This is a genomic window from Paenibacillus massiliensis 2301065 = DSM 16942, from assembly GCF_000377505.1.
Classification (GTDB): Bacteria; Bacillota; Bacilli; order Paenibacillales; family Paenibacillaceae; genus Paenibacillus; species Paenibacillus massiliensis.
The window spans coordinates 220,411-234,853 of sequence record NZ_KB898185.1 but is presented as its reverse complement, the minus strand read 5'-3'; the positions used below and the strand labels follow the sequence as shown (position 1 = coordinate 234,853).

13 protein-coding genes are annotated in these 14,443 nt (G+C 49.2%); 9 read left to right on the top strand and 4 right to left on the bottom strand.

Translation table 11 applies throughout. The features are described from left to right. Nucleotides 1–5 precede the first annotated feature (5 nt). The 3 genes from D328_RS0101025 to D328_RS0101015 all read left to right on the top strand — a co-directional run bounded on the left by D328_RS0101025 (nucleotide 6) and on the right by D328_RS0101015 (nucleotide 2,943). Entirely contained in the window at nucleotides 6–845 is an 840-nt protein-coding gene (locus D328_RS0101025; protein WP_018883078.1) for an enoyl-CoA hydratase/isomerase family protein, read from the top strand. After that, nucleotides 835–1,668, top strand: coding sequence for an enoyl-CoA hydratase/isomerase family protein (locus D328_RS0101020; RefSeq protein WP_018883077.1), 834 nt, complete (start codon nucleotides 835–837; stop codon nucleotides 1,666–1,668). The genes D328_RS0101025 and D328_RS0101020 overlap by 11 nt, the downstream gene beginning before the upstream one ends. A gap of 66 nt (nucleotides 1,669–1,734) precedes the next feature. After that, a complete protein-coding gene (locus D328_RS0101015; RefSeq protein ID WP_018883076.1) occupies nucleotides 1,735–2,943 on the top strand; it encodes an L-serine ammonia-lyase, iron-sulfur-dependent, subunit alpha in 1,209 nt (402 codons plus the stop codon). A 119-nt stretch (nucleotides 2,944–3,062) separates the two neighbouring features. Here D328_RS0101015 and D328_RS0101010 read toward each other — a convergent pair whose 3' ends face one another. From D328_RS0101010 to D328_RS0100995, 4 genes are all read right to left on the bottom strand, one after another. Then, the gene (locus tag D328_RS0101010) at nucleotides 3,063–4,307 is read right to left on the bottom strand and encodes a CynX/NimT family MFS transporter (RefSeq protein ID WP_018883075.1); all 1,245 of its coding nucleotides are present in this window, start codon (nucleotides 4,305–4,307) and stop codon (nucleotides 3,063–3,065) included. Between the two features lie 464 nt (nucleotides 4,308–4,771). Then, the gene (locus D328_RS0101005; RefSeq protein ID WP_018883074.1) at nucleotides 4,772–5,443 is read right to left on the bottom strand and encodes a FadR/GntR family transcriptional regulator; all 672 of its coding nucleotides are present in this window, start codon (nucleotides 5,441–5,443) and stop codon (nucleotides 4,772–4,774) included. Nucleotides 5,444–5,871: 428 nt separating this feature from the next. Next, nucleotides 5,872–6,573, bottom strand: a complete 702-nt coding sequence (locus D328_RS0101000; protein WP_018883073.1) for an ABC transporter permease — start codon at nucleotides 6,571–6,573, stop codon at nucleotides 5,872–5,874. Continuing rightward, nucleotides 6,570–7,523 (bottom strand): ABC transporter ATP-binding protein, encoded by a 954-nt coding sequence (locus D328_RS0100995; RefSeq protein WP_018883072.1) that lies wholly within the window; start codon nucleotides 7,521–7,523, stop codon nucleotides 6,570–6,572. The genes D328_RS0101000 and D328_RS0100995 overlap by 4 nt, the downstream gene beginning before the upstream one ends. A 143-nt stretch (nucleotides 7,524–7,666) precedes the next feature. Between D328_RS0100995 and D328_RS0100990 the strand changes: the two genes are divergently transcribed. From D328_RS0100990 to D328_RS0100965, 6 genes are all read left to right on the top strand, one after another. Then, nucleotides 7,667–8,341 carry a response regulator transcription factor gene (locus D328_RS0100990; RefSeq protein WP_018883071.1) on the top strand — a complete coding sequence of 225 codons (675 nt, stop codon included), beginning with the start codon at nucleotides 7,667–7,669 and terminating at the stop codon, nucleotides 8,339–8,341. Nucleotides 8,342–8,354: 13 nt separating this feature from the next. Next, entirely contained in the window at nucleotides 8,355–9,425 is a 1,071-nt protein-coding gene (locus D328_RS0100985) for a HAMP domain-containing sensor histidine kinase (protein ID WP_018883070.1), read from the top strand. 205 nt (nucleotides 9,426–9,630) lie between these two features. Beyond that, nucleotides 9,631–10,074 carry a hypothetical protein gene (locus D328_RS0100980; protein ID WP_018883069.1) on the top strand — a complete coding sequence of 148 codons (444 nt, stop codon included), beginning with the start codon at nucleotides 9,631–9,633 and terminating at the stop codon, nucleotides 10,072–10,074. A gap of 178 nt (nucleotides 10,075–10,252) precedes the next feature. Continuing rightward, a complete protein-coding gene (locus D328_RS28160; RefSeq protein WP_018883068.1) occupies nucleotides 10,253–11,242 on the top strand; it encodes a helix-turn-helix transcriptional regulator in 990 nt (329 codons plus the stop codon). Nucleotides 11,243–11,398: 156 nt separating this feature from the next. Beyond that, a complete protein-coding gene (locus D328_RS28155) occupies nucleotides 11,399–12,379 on the top strand; it encodes an ABC transporter substrate-binding protein (RefSeq protein ID WP_018883067.1) in 981 nt (326 codons plus the stop codon). Beyond that, complete coding sequence (locus D328_RS0100965; protein WP_018883066.1) at nucleotides 12,376–14,421, top strand: iron ABC transporter permease; 2,046 nt, start codon at nucleotides 12,376–12,378, stop codon at nucleotides 14,419–14,421. Before D328_RS28155 ends, D328_RS0100965 begins: the two co-directional genes overlap by 4 nt. Nucleotides 14,422–14,443: the final 22 nt, after the last annotated feature.

The window sequence follows — 14,443 nt, the reverse complement described above, 5'->3', positions numbered from 1 at the left end:
TTACAATGACAGAGAGACGTATGATTGGACCCACCAAATTTGAAGAGTACTCGGAGAAATACAAGGAATTCCTGTTAATGACCCGCCGTGACGGAATCATCGAAGTTCGGCTACACACTGACGGAGGGCCGTACAAGCACAATTGGGAAGCTCATACCGCCTGGTCTCATGCCTGGTCAGATATTGGCCGCGACCCTGAGAACGAAGTCATGATTATTTCGGGAACAGGGGATAAATGGTTGATTGGCGACCCGGAGGTCTGGAATACGAAATTTATGGACTGGCCGAAACAAAAGAAACTCGAACAGTATCATGAATCGCTGAGATTACTTGAGAATTTGATCTTCTGCATTGACATCCCGACCATCGGAGCGGTCAACGGGCCGGGAACGCACTGTGAACTCGCAACGCTCTGTGATATTACCATTTGTACAGAAGACGCTGACTTTTTCGATCCGCATTATCTGGGAGGCACGCCTCCAGGAGATGGAATGCTGCTCACACTGCAGAGCATGATCGGGTTCAAAAAAGCAGCCTACTACGCCTACACCGGCAAGAATATCAATGGTCAGACCGCCTTGGAGCTGGGTATCGTCAGTGAAGTTCTGCCCCGCGAGCAGCTTCTTCCGCGCGCATGGGAGCTGGCGGAGATGATCATGCAGGCACCACGTTCAACGAGACATCTGTCGCACTCCATTATCTCCCGGCCATGGAAGCAAGCCCTGGTCGCCGATCAGGGATTCCAGCTTGCCCACCAGATGTACGACATGGCCATTGATGAAGAAGGAGCGCTGGAGCGGCTGAAGAAAATGCAAGGACGCCTGATGGGCAACGATGTTCAATAGAAAGATGACGGGACCTACACGGTTCGAAGAGTACTCGGAGAAATACAAGGACTTATTCCTCATGACCCGCCGTGGCGGCATCCTCGAAGTGCGTATGCACACTGACGGGGGACCGTTACAATTCGACTGGCCGGTCCAAGCCGCATATGGTCATGTATGGTCAGATATTGGCCGTGATCCTGAGAATGAGGTCATGATCCTTACAGGGACAGGAGAGTTGTGGCAGATAGGCAACCCTGAAGTCTGGAATACGAAATTCATGGATTGGCCGTATCGCCGGAAGCTGGAAATGTACCATGAGTCACTCAGAATGATTGAAAATATGGTTCATTGCCTTGACATCCCCACGATCGGGGCGGTCAATGGTACAGGTGCACACTGGCAACTGGGAACGCTTTGTGATATTACCATTTGTGCGGAAGACACCGCGTTCTTCGATGCCCATTATCTGGGCGGTGTTCCGCCTGGAGATGGAATCGTCCTAGCCCTTCAAAAGATTCTGGGGAACAAGAAAGCAGCATACTACGCATACACGGGGATGAACATAACTGCCCAAGAGGCACTAGACCTCGGTCTGGTCAGTGAGGTATTGCCTCGTGAACAGCTTCTTCCACGGGCATGGGAGCTGGCAGAGATGATCATGCAGGCACCCCGCTCTACAAGACATCTTACGCATTCGATTGTCTCGCACCCGTGGAAACAAGCTTTTGCAGAGAATCAAGGTCTCCAGCTTACGCACCAATTGTATGACATGGCTATTGATGAAGAGGGGGTTCAAGAACGGCTGATGAAGCTCAAGGAACGTTTTCAGAGGAATGGGTAATACGCCTGGCCAAGCCGTAGGAGGAAGATCTTAAGCCAAAGACAACTGAGAAGGGATAAGGTTGCTATGAGATCGTTGACTGAGCTATTTAAGATTGGCAGCGGACCGTCCAGCTCCCATACCATGGGGCCGGAGAAGGCGGCCAGAATCTTCAAAGCAGAAAATGAAGACGTAGACCAGTTCAAGGCACTGATCTATGGTTCCCTTGCCAAAACAGGCAAAGGCCATATGACGGACAAGGCGATTATCCGCGCATTGTCACCCGCTTCAGCGGAGGTTGAATTTGTTCCGCAGCCAGATTTTATTCTACCCCATCCCAATACGATGGATTTGTTCGCTTACCAAGACGGTCAGCAAACAGCCTCCATGCGCGTTGTCAGTATCGGCGGCGGAGACATTGTGATTGAGGGACGGGAGGAGGTGCGGGGACCTGATGTCTACCCGGAGAACAGCTTTGCAGAGATCAGCGCCTTGTGTAAAGCGAATCATATCCGGCTAAGCGATTACGTCGAGCAGCGTGAAGGCATACAGATCTGGGATTTCCTCCAAGGCATCTGGGAAGCGATGAAGCGGTCGATCGACGAAGGGCTGTCTGTCACAGGTATTCTGGAAGGCGGTCTTCATGTCGAACGCAAGGCGAAATATCTGTATCATCAGGGGCATGCGGATGAGAGCCCGGAGACGCGGGAGAACCGGATCGTCAGCGCATATGCTTTCGCCGTCAACGAACAGAATGCCGCCGCCGGTACAGTCGTAACGGCCCCGACCTGCGGAGCCAGCGGTGTTGTGCCTGCCTCGCTACGGTATATGCAGGAGAAGATGCAGGTCCCGGACGAACAGATTCTTCGTGCACTGGCTGTCGGCGGGCTCATCGGTAATCTGGTCAAGCAGAACGCCTCCATCAGCGGCGCTCAGTGCGGCTGCCAGGCGGAGGTTGGCACGGCTTGCTCTATGGCAGCGGCTGCACTGGCTGAATTGTCCGGTATGGAGATCGACCAGATTGAGTATGCGGCGGAGGTTGCGATGGAGCATCACTTGGGGTTAACCTGTGATCCGATTAACGGACTAGTTCAGATTCCTTGCATTGAGCGGAATGCGGTCGGTGCGATGCGGGCGATCAATGCGCTGAGCCTGGCCAAATTCTTGTCGGGTACCCGTAAAATATCCTTTGATCTGGTTGTACAGACCATGTATGAGACAGGCCTGGATATGAGTAGCCGTTACCGTGAAACTGCAGAAGGCGGGCTCGCTAAGCTCTACAAAATTGACAGTTAAATGATACTGCCATGATGATGGGGCATTAATTCCATACTTGTGTAATGAGACAAGAACGTCCCTTGCTGCCGGTTGGCAGAAGGGGCGTTCTTTTTTGGGAGGCTATGTAAGGCGGGCTATTACAACTTTGCAGAATCAACAAATTGATTTCTAGCCGCACCCAAACCAACCATACCGAGTAGAGCAGAAGCGCCAACCAACATCAGGAGTGGAACGCTCCAACCATGAGTGGCATCATGCAAATATCCAATTAACGCTGGGCCAATTGCGGCCAGTAGATATCCGATGGATTGGGCCATCCCCGATAATTCAGCCGCCTGATGGGCACTTTGGGTACGCAAGCCGAAAAACATCATAGATAAGCCAAAGGCAAAGCCCACGCCAATACCTAGAATAATAACCCAAAATGAAAACAGATGGATGCTGCTATAGAGAAGTCCAAGTGTTCCAATCAAAAGCAGAATCGTTGTAATAATCACTAACAACCGTTGGTTAGACATGCGCCCAGCTATAACAGGAACGATAAATGCAAAGGGGAGCGAAGCTATAATCAGAATCGAGAGAAACCAGCCTGATTGACTTGAACTGATGCCCTGACCTTTTAGTATTTCAGGTAGCCATGCCACTAGCACATAAAAAATGGTTGATTGTATTCCCATAAAAAGAGTTACCTGCCATGCTAATGGAGAGCGCCATATATTAATCTGTTGGTTGTTCCCTGCGCTGCTGGCAACTGCGGCTGGTTTCGCTGGAGCCTTGAGTTGCGGTACCCATAAGAGAATGGAGACGACGCTAAGTATCCCCCATACCCCCAAGGCCCCTTGCCAGTTCAAGCCTGCCCCCACGGCTAAGGGAACACTAATACCCGAAGCGATCGCCCCGCATAGATTCATGGAAACAGAATAAACCCCTGTCATAGTACCCATTTGCTGTGGGAATTCCTGTTTAATCAGGCTCGGTAGTAATACATTACATATGGCAATAGCGAACCCCAGAACTGCGGTTCCAACATACAAGGTCACCACCCCGGATAACGAGCGAACAGCGATACCCATGGTCAAAACAATAAGGGAAATGAGGATAATACGTTCTACACCATATCTACGTCCTAATTTTGGTATAAAGGGTGATAACAATGCAAATGCAATCAGTGGAACTGTAGTAATCAGGCCTGCTAAGGTATTTGAAATGTGGACGTTCTCCCGAATAATACTGACTAATGGCCCCACCGATGTGAGGGGAGCACGCAAATTTGCTGCGATAAAAATAATTCCTAAGATCATGAACCAGAATGTCGCTTGCTTGCGAGTTCTGGTATCGAGTATCGCATTCTGTTTTTTTAACAATTGTTCAGATGAACTCATAAGGCTTCCTCCTACGCTTTAGTTTTAGGTTAATTGATCGTCAATTTCTTCCTTGTAGAAGAAGTGCCCTTAAGAGGGGATGCATTATTTGTTACTAAATTGTGCGTGATATAGTCGATTGTAATATCCAGCAGCGGCAAGGGTGCTTCGTACTAGTCTTGTTCTTGAAGCATCTGCCGTCACGATAACAATTTGATCTGCTCTCTCTAGGTGAGCAATCACCGGAGTTATTCTTCCTGATGATTGCTCAGCAAGGGACTGCTGAATTGCAGTTTCCATTTCGCCACCCAGTACAGGGGTGTTCGCGTCCTAAGTCAGAATCGGCGAATTTTTGAGGAACATTCGTGAAATAACCAATTGCTGTTTTCGTCCCACGGACAAGAAAATAACGGAGTAGCACGTCAAAAAGCTCCAAACCTGTTATTCTTGGGTCTAGTCGTGCTCGTGCATTTAAAGTGCTTCATTTAGCATAGTGTAGCACGAGCCTTTTCAATGTATGAGCGAACAGCTTCCTCGGCTTGATGGCAATCTTGATTCACAATGGCTTGATAAAGCAGTTCATGTGAGTCGTGATAAAAAGCTGCATTTTTGAAGTCCGTCGTTTCTAAAATCGTGTTTTGCAGCGCCTCGGAAATATGATTATACAAATTTGACATCAATTGGTTATGCGAAGCAGCAATCACCATTTTATGAAACTCGACATCCCAGTGAGCATAAGCTTTGAGATCCTGTTGGCTCGCTGCTTGTCTGCACTGCTCCAAGCATGACCGAATGGCCTCCAAATCTTCTTCGCTTCTCCTGAGCGTAGCCAGGGTAGCAGCCTCTCTTTCCATGGCGTATCGAACCTCCAGGCTCTCAAGCCTATCGGTGTGCTGAATCACCTTTTCAATCACTGCCCCCAAAACACTTGAGGAGCAGACATAGGTCCCATCCCCTTGTCTGGTCCTCAGCAGCCCCGCATATGTTAAAGCCCGAATAGCTTCCCTCAAGGTATTGCGGCTGACTTGAAGTTGTTCCATCAGTTCGGGCTCTGGGGGAATACGCATCCCTACTTGCCATTCGTTGTTTTCGATCTTCCCCTGGATCTGGGAGGCTACCTGCTCCACCAAGGTTAAACGTTGCGTCTGAGTTAACAACAGCATCACTCCTTTATTTAAACGTAGGATGTTTGGTATATAGGTAGTATTATAATAGATTGGCTTTGACTTGGGAAGATGAAATTGATAATTATTATCATTTATCTCTTTCAGGGAATCCAATTTGAAACGTAGATAAAATTATAGTACGAGAATAAAAAATGGACAGACCATGTGAGGCTTACTCCACATAGCCTGTCCATTTATTCATAACGACTAGATCAAAGCGGCGAACTGCCAGGATAAAGGCAATTATCAACTGTTGTTGGCAATCCTCGTCCATACTTCCATTACAAAGTGTAACCAGATTATTGCTGATGTGACCCCAATCCTTAGGCAATATGAGGTAGAAGGATAAGATGCCATTCATATTGAAATGTATATGAATGCGTCGATACCGGGGGGCTATATTTTTCCAAGCAGGGCTGCTACTTATGCTCGGCAAATCGCCACCAAGCCACGGTTCCGGCGAACCCTGCTATCCCTGTGGCAGCCAGTATCACCATACTGATCAAGCCGAGCTCTGAACCGGTTAGCAGTAGAACTGGAATCGTCCAAGGAAAATAAGGTCCGTAGCCTAACTGCACGACCACATTCGAGACGATCACGATGACAAAGATGACTCCGATAGGAGCGAGGTACCCTCGGGTGAGATTGGCGATTAACGCGCTCGTTGTGCTGATGAGCATAATCAGCAGGGAAGCGGCCATGAACGGCCAGAAAAAATGCAAAATGGTGGATACGGAGCCTCCGCTGACGCCAATCAGGAAACCCGCGCCTGTGATTACCGAAAAGGTGAAAACAGCCATTCCTGTATTCCACATCGCGATGGCGATAAATTTGGCCAATACCGTATAGGTCTTGGGGACCGGCTTAACAAGGATGTCCTTGATGGTATTGTTGGTGTACTCCGCTCCAAACACCCAAGCGGAGGTGAAGGCGAATCCTACGACCAGCAAGGAGCCTATGGAGCCGAGCAGATCTGCGAAGTAGGCTTCCCAATGGGCTGCGGAACTGTTGAATACAGCAATCATTAAGGGCAATGCTGTAAAGGCCCCAAGCATGACCCAAAAGACGACAGACCGCCATATCTTACGAGCTTCGTTATGAATGAGAGAAAGGAGCTTCATGCTTGCTTCCTCCCTTCTGTACGGATCATGCGCAAGAAATAACCTTCCAGATCTTCCGTAACGACGCTCAGGTGAGTCGGTGGCTGGCCCGTTCGTGCCAACAGTTCTGCCAGCCTCTCCGGCTGCGCTATCGCGCGGCCTTCTGCCAAGACCAAGCGCCCGTCAGCGGCTTCTTCATAGCTGTACCCATGCTCTGTGAGAATACGCATCAGTGCAACGCGATTGCGCCCGTCCAGGATTAAACTTTTTTGCAGGGATTGCTCCAGTTGGTTCACTTTCATGTCCTGGATGAGTTGCCCTTTGTGCATGATGCTTATACGGTCCACCAGCTTGGATAATTCTTCTAACAGGTGGCTGGAAATGAGGATGGTGATGCCACGATTGCGCGACAAGTCGAGCAGCAGCTCCCGGATTTCGACGACACTGGCCGGGTCAAGTCCGTTGATCGGCTCGTCCAGAATCAATACCTCCGGGTTGTGGAGCATAGCCTTTGCCAATCCTAGCCGTTGCTTGTTTCCCAGGGAAAGCTTCTTGGCCTGCTTGTCCTGATGGGCGCCCAGGTTAAGCTGCTGGATGACGCGAGCAATGCAATTGCGATCAGAGAGAAGATGCATTCTGCGTGCAATGTCCAAATTTTCCTTGACCGTAAGTTCTGGATAAAAGGTTGCCTCCTCCAAATAGCCAACCTTTTCCCATAGCTTGTAATTGCCGGCGTCAACCTTGCTCCCCAGCATGTGGATGCTGCCGGATGATGGTCTCAGCAGGGACAGGAGCATTTTGATGGTCGTGGTCTTGCCGGCACCGTTCAGTCCAAGGAATCCGACAACTTCTCCCCGGTTCACCTCCAATGAAAGATTGTGCACGGCCGGGTAATCGCCAAAGTTTTTGCTGACATTCTCAAGATGGATGGCATTGGCACTGCCAATGTTGCCTGTTCTGCTTGATCTCATTTCATAACCTCTCTTTTTGATGGGATAACCTGAACTTTAATTGCTAAATATCAACTGAACCTCAAGCGATGCAGCGAGTCGGAGTTGATGTTCGGTTTATGTTGGAACAGTATAATAATGATAGGATCGAGGGGGAGTGGACAGTGTTTGATATACTTGTGGTCGAAGATGATGCCAATACGCAAAAGCTGCTATGTGCTGTACTCAAGCATGGAGGCTTTAATGCCCATCCGGTTAAGAACGGGCTCGAAGCGCTGAGCAGGATGGAGGAGCAGCGATTTGATTTGATTGTACTGGACCTGATGATGCCGGAGATGGACGGTTATCAACTATGCAAGGAATTACGCAGCGCCGGGGACCATATCCCGATTCTGATGGTCACGGCTGCACATGAAATCACGGATAAGCATCACGGCTTCCTTGCTGGTACGGATGATTATATGACGAAGCCGTTCGACGAGCAGGAGCTGCTGTTCCGCATCAAGGCGCTGCTACGTAGGGCGCAGATTGTCAGTGAACACAAGCTCATGCTGGGAGATACTACGTTGGATTACAGCGCTCTAACGGTTACGAGAGGAGAGGTGCAGACCTTTCTACCCCAAAAGGAGTTTTATTTGCTGTTTAAGCTGATGAGCTATCCCGACAGAATTTTTACCCGTATGCATTTAATGGAGGAAATTTGGGGGATGGAAACGGAGATAGACAGCCATACCCTGAATGTCCATATCAATCGATTGCGCGACAAATTCAAGAACAATCCTGATTTTGAGATTGTGACGGTGCGCGGGTTGGGGTACAAGATGGTGAAGCGTGGGTGAGGGGATGAAGAGGATGCCAAGAAGGCGAAGGATATTTCCACAAAAAATCAGTCTGGCGTTTTCCTTGGTGGCATTGGTGTTTGTAGTCATGGTGCTATCTATTGGTTCGGCAGGTTTCCTTGCTTTTTTACTTTATCGGGCAGGCCTGCTTGACATGAGTAACCCTGAGCCCATGCGCGGGGTGTATGTGTTGTTATATATCAGCCTTTTTCTGGGAGTGGTCATTGCCGCGCTGCTGAGCAGACGCTCGGTGAGACCAATCCGGGATATGATGGAAGCCACCGATAAGGTTGCGAAGGGAGATTTTTCCGCTGAGGTGAGAGCGAAGGGCAGTATTGTTTTTGAACTGGATGCGCTGGCGGCGAGCTTTAACAAAATGGTGCAGGAGCTAAGGGGGATTGAAACGTTGCGCAGCGATTTCGTGCGAAATTTCTCTCATGAATTCAAGACCCCCATAGCCTCTATCAGCGGCTTCGCCAAATTGTTGAAGAAGGGCGGCCTGAGTGAGGCGGACAAACAAGACTACTTGGACAGCATTATCCAGGAATCTGAACGATTGGTCGGCTTGTCGACCAGTATTCTCAACTTGTCAAAGGTAGAGAATATTGAAATTGTGAGTGAAAAGTCCGCCTACCGCTTGGACGAGCAAGTCAGGCTGGCGATTCTGATGCTGGAGCCGAAATGGAATACCCGCAACCTCAATTTGGAGCTTGCTTTGGACGACGAGATCGAAATATGCAGCAATAAAAATATGATTCAGCAGGTGTGGATCAATTTGTTGGATAATGCGATCAAGCATTCGAACAGCGGCGGGACGCTAAAGGTTGGCTTATGGCAATGCGGAGGGGACGCGGTGTTTCGGCTTGAGGACCAAGGATGCGGGATGAGCAAAGAGACGATGCGGCGGATGTTTGACAAATTTTATCAAGGCGATGCTTCTCGCACAACGGCGGGGAACGGACTCGGTTTAACGCTGGTAAAGCGTATTGTCGATTTGTGCGAAGGATCGATTGAGGTAGAAAGCGAGCTTAATCGAGGTTCAATTTTTACGATCAGGCTCCCATTGGGGCCAAAGCGAAATTGAAGCCCATTGAAGGATAAACCTACTGCAAGAGAAGACGTAATTAAAGAAAATCAAACGGTCTATAAATATATTGAGGAGAACTATAAAATGAATTGTGAGAATTGTGGTTATTCCGTTATACAGGCGACTGCATGTAAAGACTGTGAACCCAAATAAATAAGTAATAGAGTAAGGATATAGTGAATGATCTGGGGGGACTTTACGAGTGCCAAATCAACTTTGGATATTTCCACCTTATGAAAAAGACAAAGTATCGATTATTTCTGTGGATGAACGTGTTGAGAAGCAAGCCAGATACATTAGACAGTCTGGGCCGCCAGGACGCTTCGCCATCATAGATTTCGAAATTGAGCCTTATGATGGAGGGATCGTCTTTGAAAATGAGGCACGACTACAGGAGGATTTGAGAGATAATATGGATTGGGAATTAGCATTCCCTATGGTTATATGTTCCGTCTATGATGGCGTGAGAAAGTTTATTGATTATAGATACAATGACAGTAACCTAGCCATAGGAAATTTCAAATTCAAACTAAAGAGACTTGATATCCATCCATATGATAGTAAATTAACGGATTTTGCAATAGCAACTGCTATAGGTTTGAACGAAATCTTTATCAGTCAGAAGCTGCTCAACCTGAATGATTAAGATCAAGGAGCACTAGGCGTGATAGGGCCATGTAAGAGTAAGTTGCTCTAAGAAGCCATTGAGGATCAGAAGAGCGGACTTTTTCATTCTGTTGAGTAGGCTAAAATAATCCTGCATCGTTCCAGCTTGTAATCTATAATGAGAATAATACTCATATAGATATCGAGGAAGTGGCTTTATGCAGCACGAATTCAAATTAACCGGCATGCACGAATATATGGATCATTTATCGCTGGGGCTGGAGAGAAAACTGTCTCGTTCTAGTTGGGGACAACAACTGATCCTTCCGAATGAAATTGGAAATGGTACGATTCATCGCATGGTCATTCGTCCGGGGATGGAAGTGTTACTGGAGCGTTTAAGTCTGCATCAAAATCTGAGATTGAGAATCGACCAAGAGTGCCAGGTTTTGGGGTTGGTTTATCGCCTAAGCGGCGAAAGCTACTGTGAATGGAATAATGCCGTTTGTACGAATTTATCCGGTCCGGAGAGTACGGTGTTCTTTACCCATCACACCAAAGTCTATTTGGAGACAAGCTCAGCGATCCAGAACAATGCGATTAAGATTCGAATGAGTCCGGGTATATTGGATGCGTATTTTGCCGACGGGGAGGAGAATCGCAAACTGCGGCAGATGCTGAATGCATATAAAAACACGATTCGCGGTCAAGCCATTTCACCGGCTGTTCAAGCGATTTTGCAGGCGATGTGGACGTGTGAATATGACGGGGCGCTGAAGCGATTGTTTATGGAAAGTAAGGTGCTCGAATTAGTCACCCTCTTTATTCATGAGCTGCCGACATATGATCGGCTGAGCAAAGAATTAACGACACTCCGCCGCAGTGATTTGGAGAAGCTGCATAACGTTCGCAGGGTGATCACTGAGCACTTGGATCACCCTCTGTCCATTCGGGAGTTGGCGAAAATAGCGGGAATGGGTACAACCAAGCTAAAAACAGGCTTCCGCACGGTATTTGATAAAACGATCTTTGAATATGTACGCGAACAACGAATGCAAAAAGCAGCATGGCTGCTGGAGACGAGTCGGATGAGGGTGTGCGATGTGGCCATGGTCGTTGGATATAGCAACCCGAGTCAATTCGCTGCCGCCTTCAGAAAACAATACGGTTGCAATCCAAGCCAATATGGTCAGCATCTTGAACGATAAAAACGGAATCCTTTACAATCGAAACGGATATGCATCGTCATCTGATGTATATCCGTTTTGCCGTCCTTAATAGGCGGCTGAGCGTCTTTCTCGGGTAGAGCTGAACTGTGAATGTATGTGATAATCGTTATCATTCATAGAGAGGGGCGCATAAGGATGGTAGTTAGACAAGGATTTATCTTTACAGCTATTGTTTTGGTTGTAGTGATGTTGACCGGCTGTTCCGAGAATCGGCAGCCAGAGTCCGACATGGAAGAGGCTCGTATATTCAAGCATCCGTTAGGCGAAGTAAGGTTGACCGAAACGCCAAAAAGAATCGTGGCATTGGATTTTAATTACACGGAAGATCTGCTGGCGCTCGGAATTACGCCGGTAGGTGTGGCAGATATTGATTCTCCAACAGGCTTTAACACCTTGGTGAATATACAGCCTGCTTTGGGACCCGAGGTTGTGGATGTCGGTGGCCGGCAGGAGCCTAATCTCGAAATCATTGCCGAGCTTCAGCCGGATCTCATTTTGACCAATGTGTACTTTGTTCAAAAGAACTATGAGAAGCTAAATGCCATTGCGCCGACCATGGTCTTCGATCCCTATCCACCGGAAGGGAAGGAGCAGTACGATGAAATGACGGAGACTTTCCGTGTGATTGCAGATATGGTAGGCAAAGAGGCTGAAGCCGAGAAGCAGCTTGAGGATTTGCAAAAGGTGTATGATGAGGCCAAAGGGAAGCTGGAAGCGGCGAATCAAGCGGGAGCGAATGTTGTATTTGCCCAAATGACACCTGGTCAATCAGGTCCTTCCGTATGGTTGTTCACCGGTAATTCCCAAGGTGCGCGAATCATGAAAGAAATCGGCTTACATCCCGTCTATCGGCCTGACATTTTTGAACAACGAGGCGTGACGGTGACAACGGTAGAAGCGTTAATGGATTACGAGGATGCTTCTTTGATTTATTTAAACATGGACAGCATAGGCGGATTGCAGGATCAACTGAAAGCCAATGCGTTGTGGAACGAATTGGAGTTCGTCAAACAGCAGCGTGTCTATGCGATAGATCAACGGATGTGGGCGTATGGTGGACCGATCAGCGCCAAGGGACTTGTCAGTGAGGTTGTGAAGGCGTTGGCCGGGCAATGAAAATGAATGGGAAGGCGGTCAGCGTAATAGGAGGAAGCGCTCTGCTTCTGGTGCTGCTCTTGTTGCTTCATCTCATGCAGGGACAAGTAGATATCAGCGTATCTGATATGGTGCATTCTCTTCTGTATGCGCAAGGGTCGAGCGTTGATCAGGCTATATGGGGACTGCGTTTGCCGCGGGCAGTTGCGGGCATACTCTGTGGAGCTGCATTGGCGACCAGCGGTGTGCTGCTGCAGACCGTGCTGCGCAATCCGCTCGCATCTGCGAGCACGCTCGGCATTAATGCGGGAGCATACTTGGCAGTCGTTGCAGGAACGGTATGGAGTCCCTTTCTGCTTCACCAGTTTTCATTTGTCTTTGCACTTGCTGGCGGTATTCTGGCGGCTGGCATGGCTTATGTGCTGGCCGGGGGTCATCGAGCTCCGCCGATTCGTCTGGTGCTGTCAGGCTTAATTGTAACCTTGTTGCTGTCTTCGCTAACGAGTATGATGCAAATTTTGTATCTGGAAGATGCTAGCCACCTGTTCGTCTGGGGTTCGGGTTCCTTGATGCAGAACAATTGGCACGGCCTTCAGCTCACATGGCACTGGATGGCTATCGGGCTGACGATTGTTTTTCTTTCTGGCAAATCCCTTGATCTACTGACGCTTGGTGAGGAGTCAGCAACTTCCCTGGGACAGCGGATGGTGTGGACGAAGGTGGCGATGTCTGGAATCGCCATTACACTTGCCGCGCTCAGTGTAAGCCTCGCTGGTCCCATTGGGTATATCGGTCTGCTCGCACCGCATATCATTCGACTGACCGGCATTCGGCAACACCGTTTGTTGATTCCTGCAAGCGCGATGCTGGGAGCTGGGCTTTTGCTCGTTGCCGATTTGCTGACCTCTATGTTTCAAGCGACTTACGGCACGCTTCCTGTTGGGGCTGTGACGGCATTGCTTGGCGGCGGTTGGTTGGTCGTATTCGTGCTGCGCACGCACAAGAAGCGTCAAGGAATTGGTGGATTCGGCGGGATGCCCTCGTCTTCGGTCTCCAGCTTCAGAGCTAACAAAAGGCGAATGTTCACGGCCTATCTTCTGCTGGGCTTGGCTCTGTTCGGCGTTACCCTATATGGTTGCTTGCATTCAGGACATTCCATGCTGACCATGGAGCAGTTAATCCAGACCTTATTAGGCCATGGGGAACCATCTCATCATTATCTGGTGTGGCAATTGCGTTTGCCGCGTATGGCTGCCGCCTGGCTTGGCGGTGCGGCGCTGGCGGTAGCCGGCTTATTGATTCAGAGTGCCGTGCGCAATCCGATGGCCGATCCATCAGTCATGGGGGTTACATCCGGCGCAGGCGCGGGGGTATTGGCCCTGTTGGTTATATGGCCTTATGCGCCGGGATGGCTGATGGGGTTATGCGCATTTGCTGGCGCGGTTATGATCTCCATCATTATTTTTGCAGCCGCCTGGCGCAGCGGTCTAGAACCCGGAACGTTGCTTCTGGCGGGGATCAGCATATCCGCAGTAAGTACAGCCGTCATTCAAATCCTGGTGCTGCGGACGACAAGCTTTACGGCTGCTCTCATCTGGCTTGCGGGCAGTACGTATGCACGAGGATGGACAGATACGCTTCCATTAGTCATCGTTTTTGTTCTTGTCGTCCCAATCGCCTGGTGGTTGGGAAAGCGCGTGGAATTATTGTCCTTTACCGACGAGGTTGCGACAGGAGTCGGACAGCGCATCAAGTGGGATCGACTGCTGACGGCAAGCCTGGGACTATCATTGGCGGCGATCGTTGTAGCCACCGTAGGCACCGTTGGATTTATCGGATTGCTGGCTCCGCATGCGGCAAGACTGTTTACAGGAACGGCTCATCGTAGAACGATGGGGCTCTCTATGCTCATCGGCGCCTTGCTGCTGGCAACAGCCGATGTTGTGGGACGTTTGGTTGCTGTGCCGAAAGAAGTCCCATCAGGATTGATGGTGTCGCTTATTGGGGCGCCATATTTGCTTTATCTGCTGTATCGAAACGGCCGTAGAGTCGGTTCATTGTAAGGCCAGATTCATTGGTGTAGGA

What these genes read in the sequence shown, in the direction of transcription:
- D328_RS0101025 (WP_018883078.1), top strand. Translation starts at nt 6, where the DNA reads ATGACAGAGAGACGTATGATTGGACCCACCAAATTTGAAGAGTACTCG.
- D328_RS0101020 (WP_018883077.1), top strand. Translation starts at nt 835, where the DNA reads ATGTTCAATAGAAAGATGACGGGACCTACACGGTTCGAAGAGTACTCG.
- D328_RS0101015 (WP_018883076.1), top strand. Translation starts at nt 1,735, where the DNA reads ATGAGATCGTTGACTGAGCTATTTAAGATTGGCAGCGGACCGTCCAGC.
- D328_RS0101010 (WP_018883075.1), bottom strand. Translation starts at nt 4,307, where the DNA reads ATGAGTTCATCTGAACAATTGTTAAAAAAACAGAATGCGATACTCGAT.
- D328_RS0101000 (WP_018883073.1), bottom strand. Translation starts at nt 6,573, where the DNA reads ATGAAGCTCCTTTCTCTCATTCATAACGAAGCTCGTAAGATATGGCGG.
- D328_RS0100995 (WP_018883072.1), bottom strand. Translation starts at nt 7,523, where the DNA reads ATGAGATCAAGCAGAACAGGCAACATTGGCAGTGCCAATGCCATCCAT.
- D328_RS0100985 (WP_018883070.1), top strand. Translation starts at nt 8,355, where the DNA reads ATGCCAAGAAGGCGAAGGATATTTCCACAAAAAATCAGTCTGGCGTTT.
- D328_RS28160 (WP_018883068.1), top strand. Translation starts at nt 10,253, where the DNA reads ATGCAGCACGAATTCAAATTAACCGGCATGCACGAATATATGGATCAT.
- D328_RS28155 (WP_018883067.1), top strand. Translation starts at nt 11,399, where the DNA reads ATGGTAGTTAGACAAGGATTTATCTTTACAGCTATTGTTTTGGTTGTA.
- D328_RS0100965 (WP_018883066.1), top strand. Translation starts at nt 12,376, where the DNA reads ATGAAAATGAATGGGAAGGCGGTCAGCGTAATAGGAGGAAGCGCTCTG.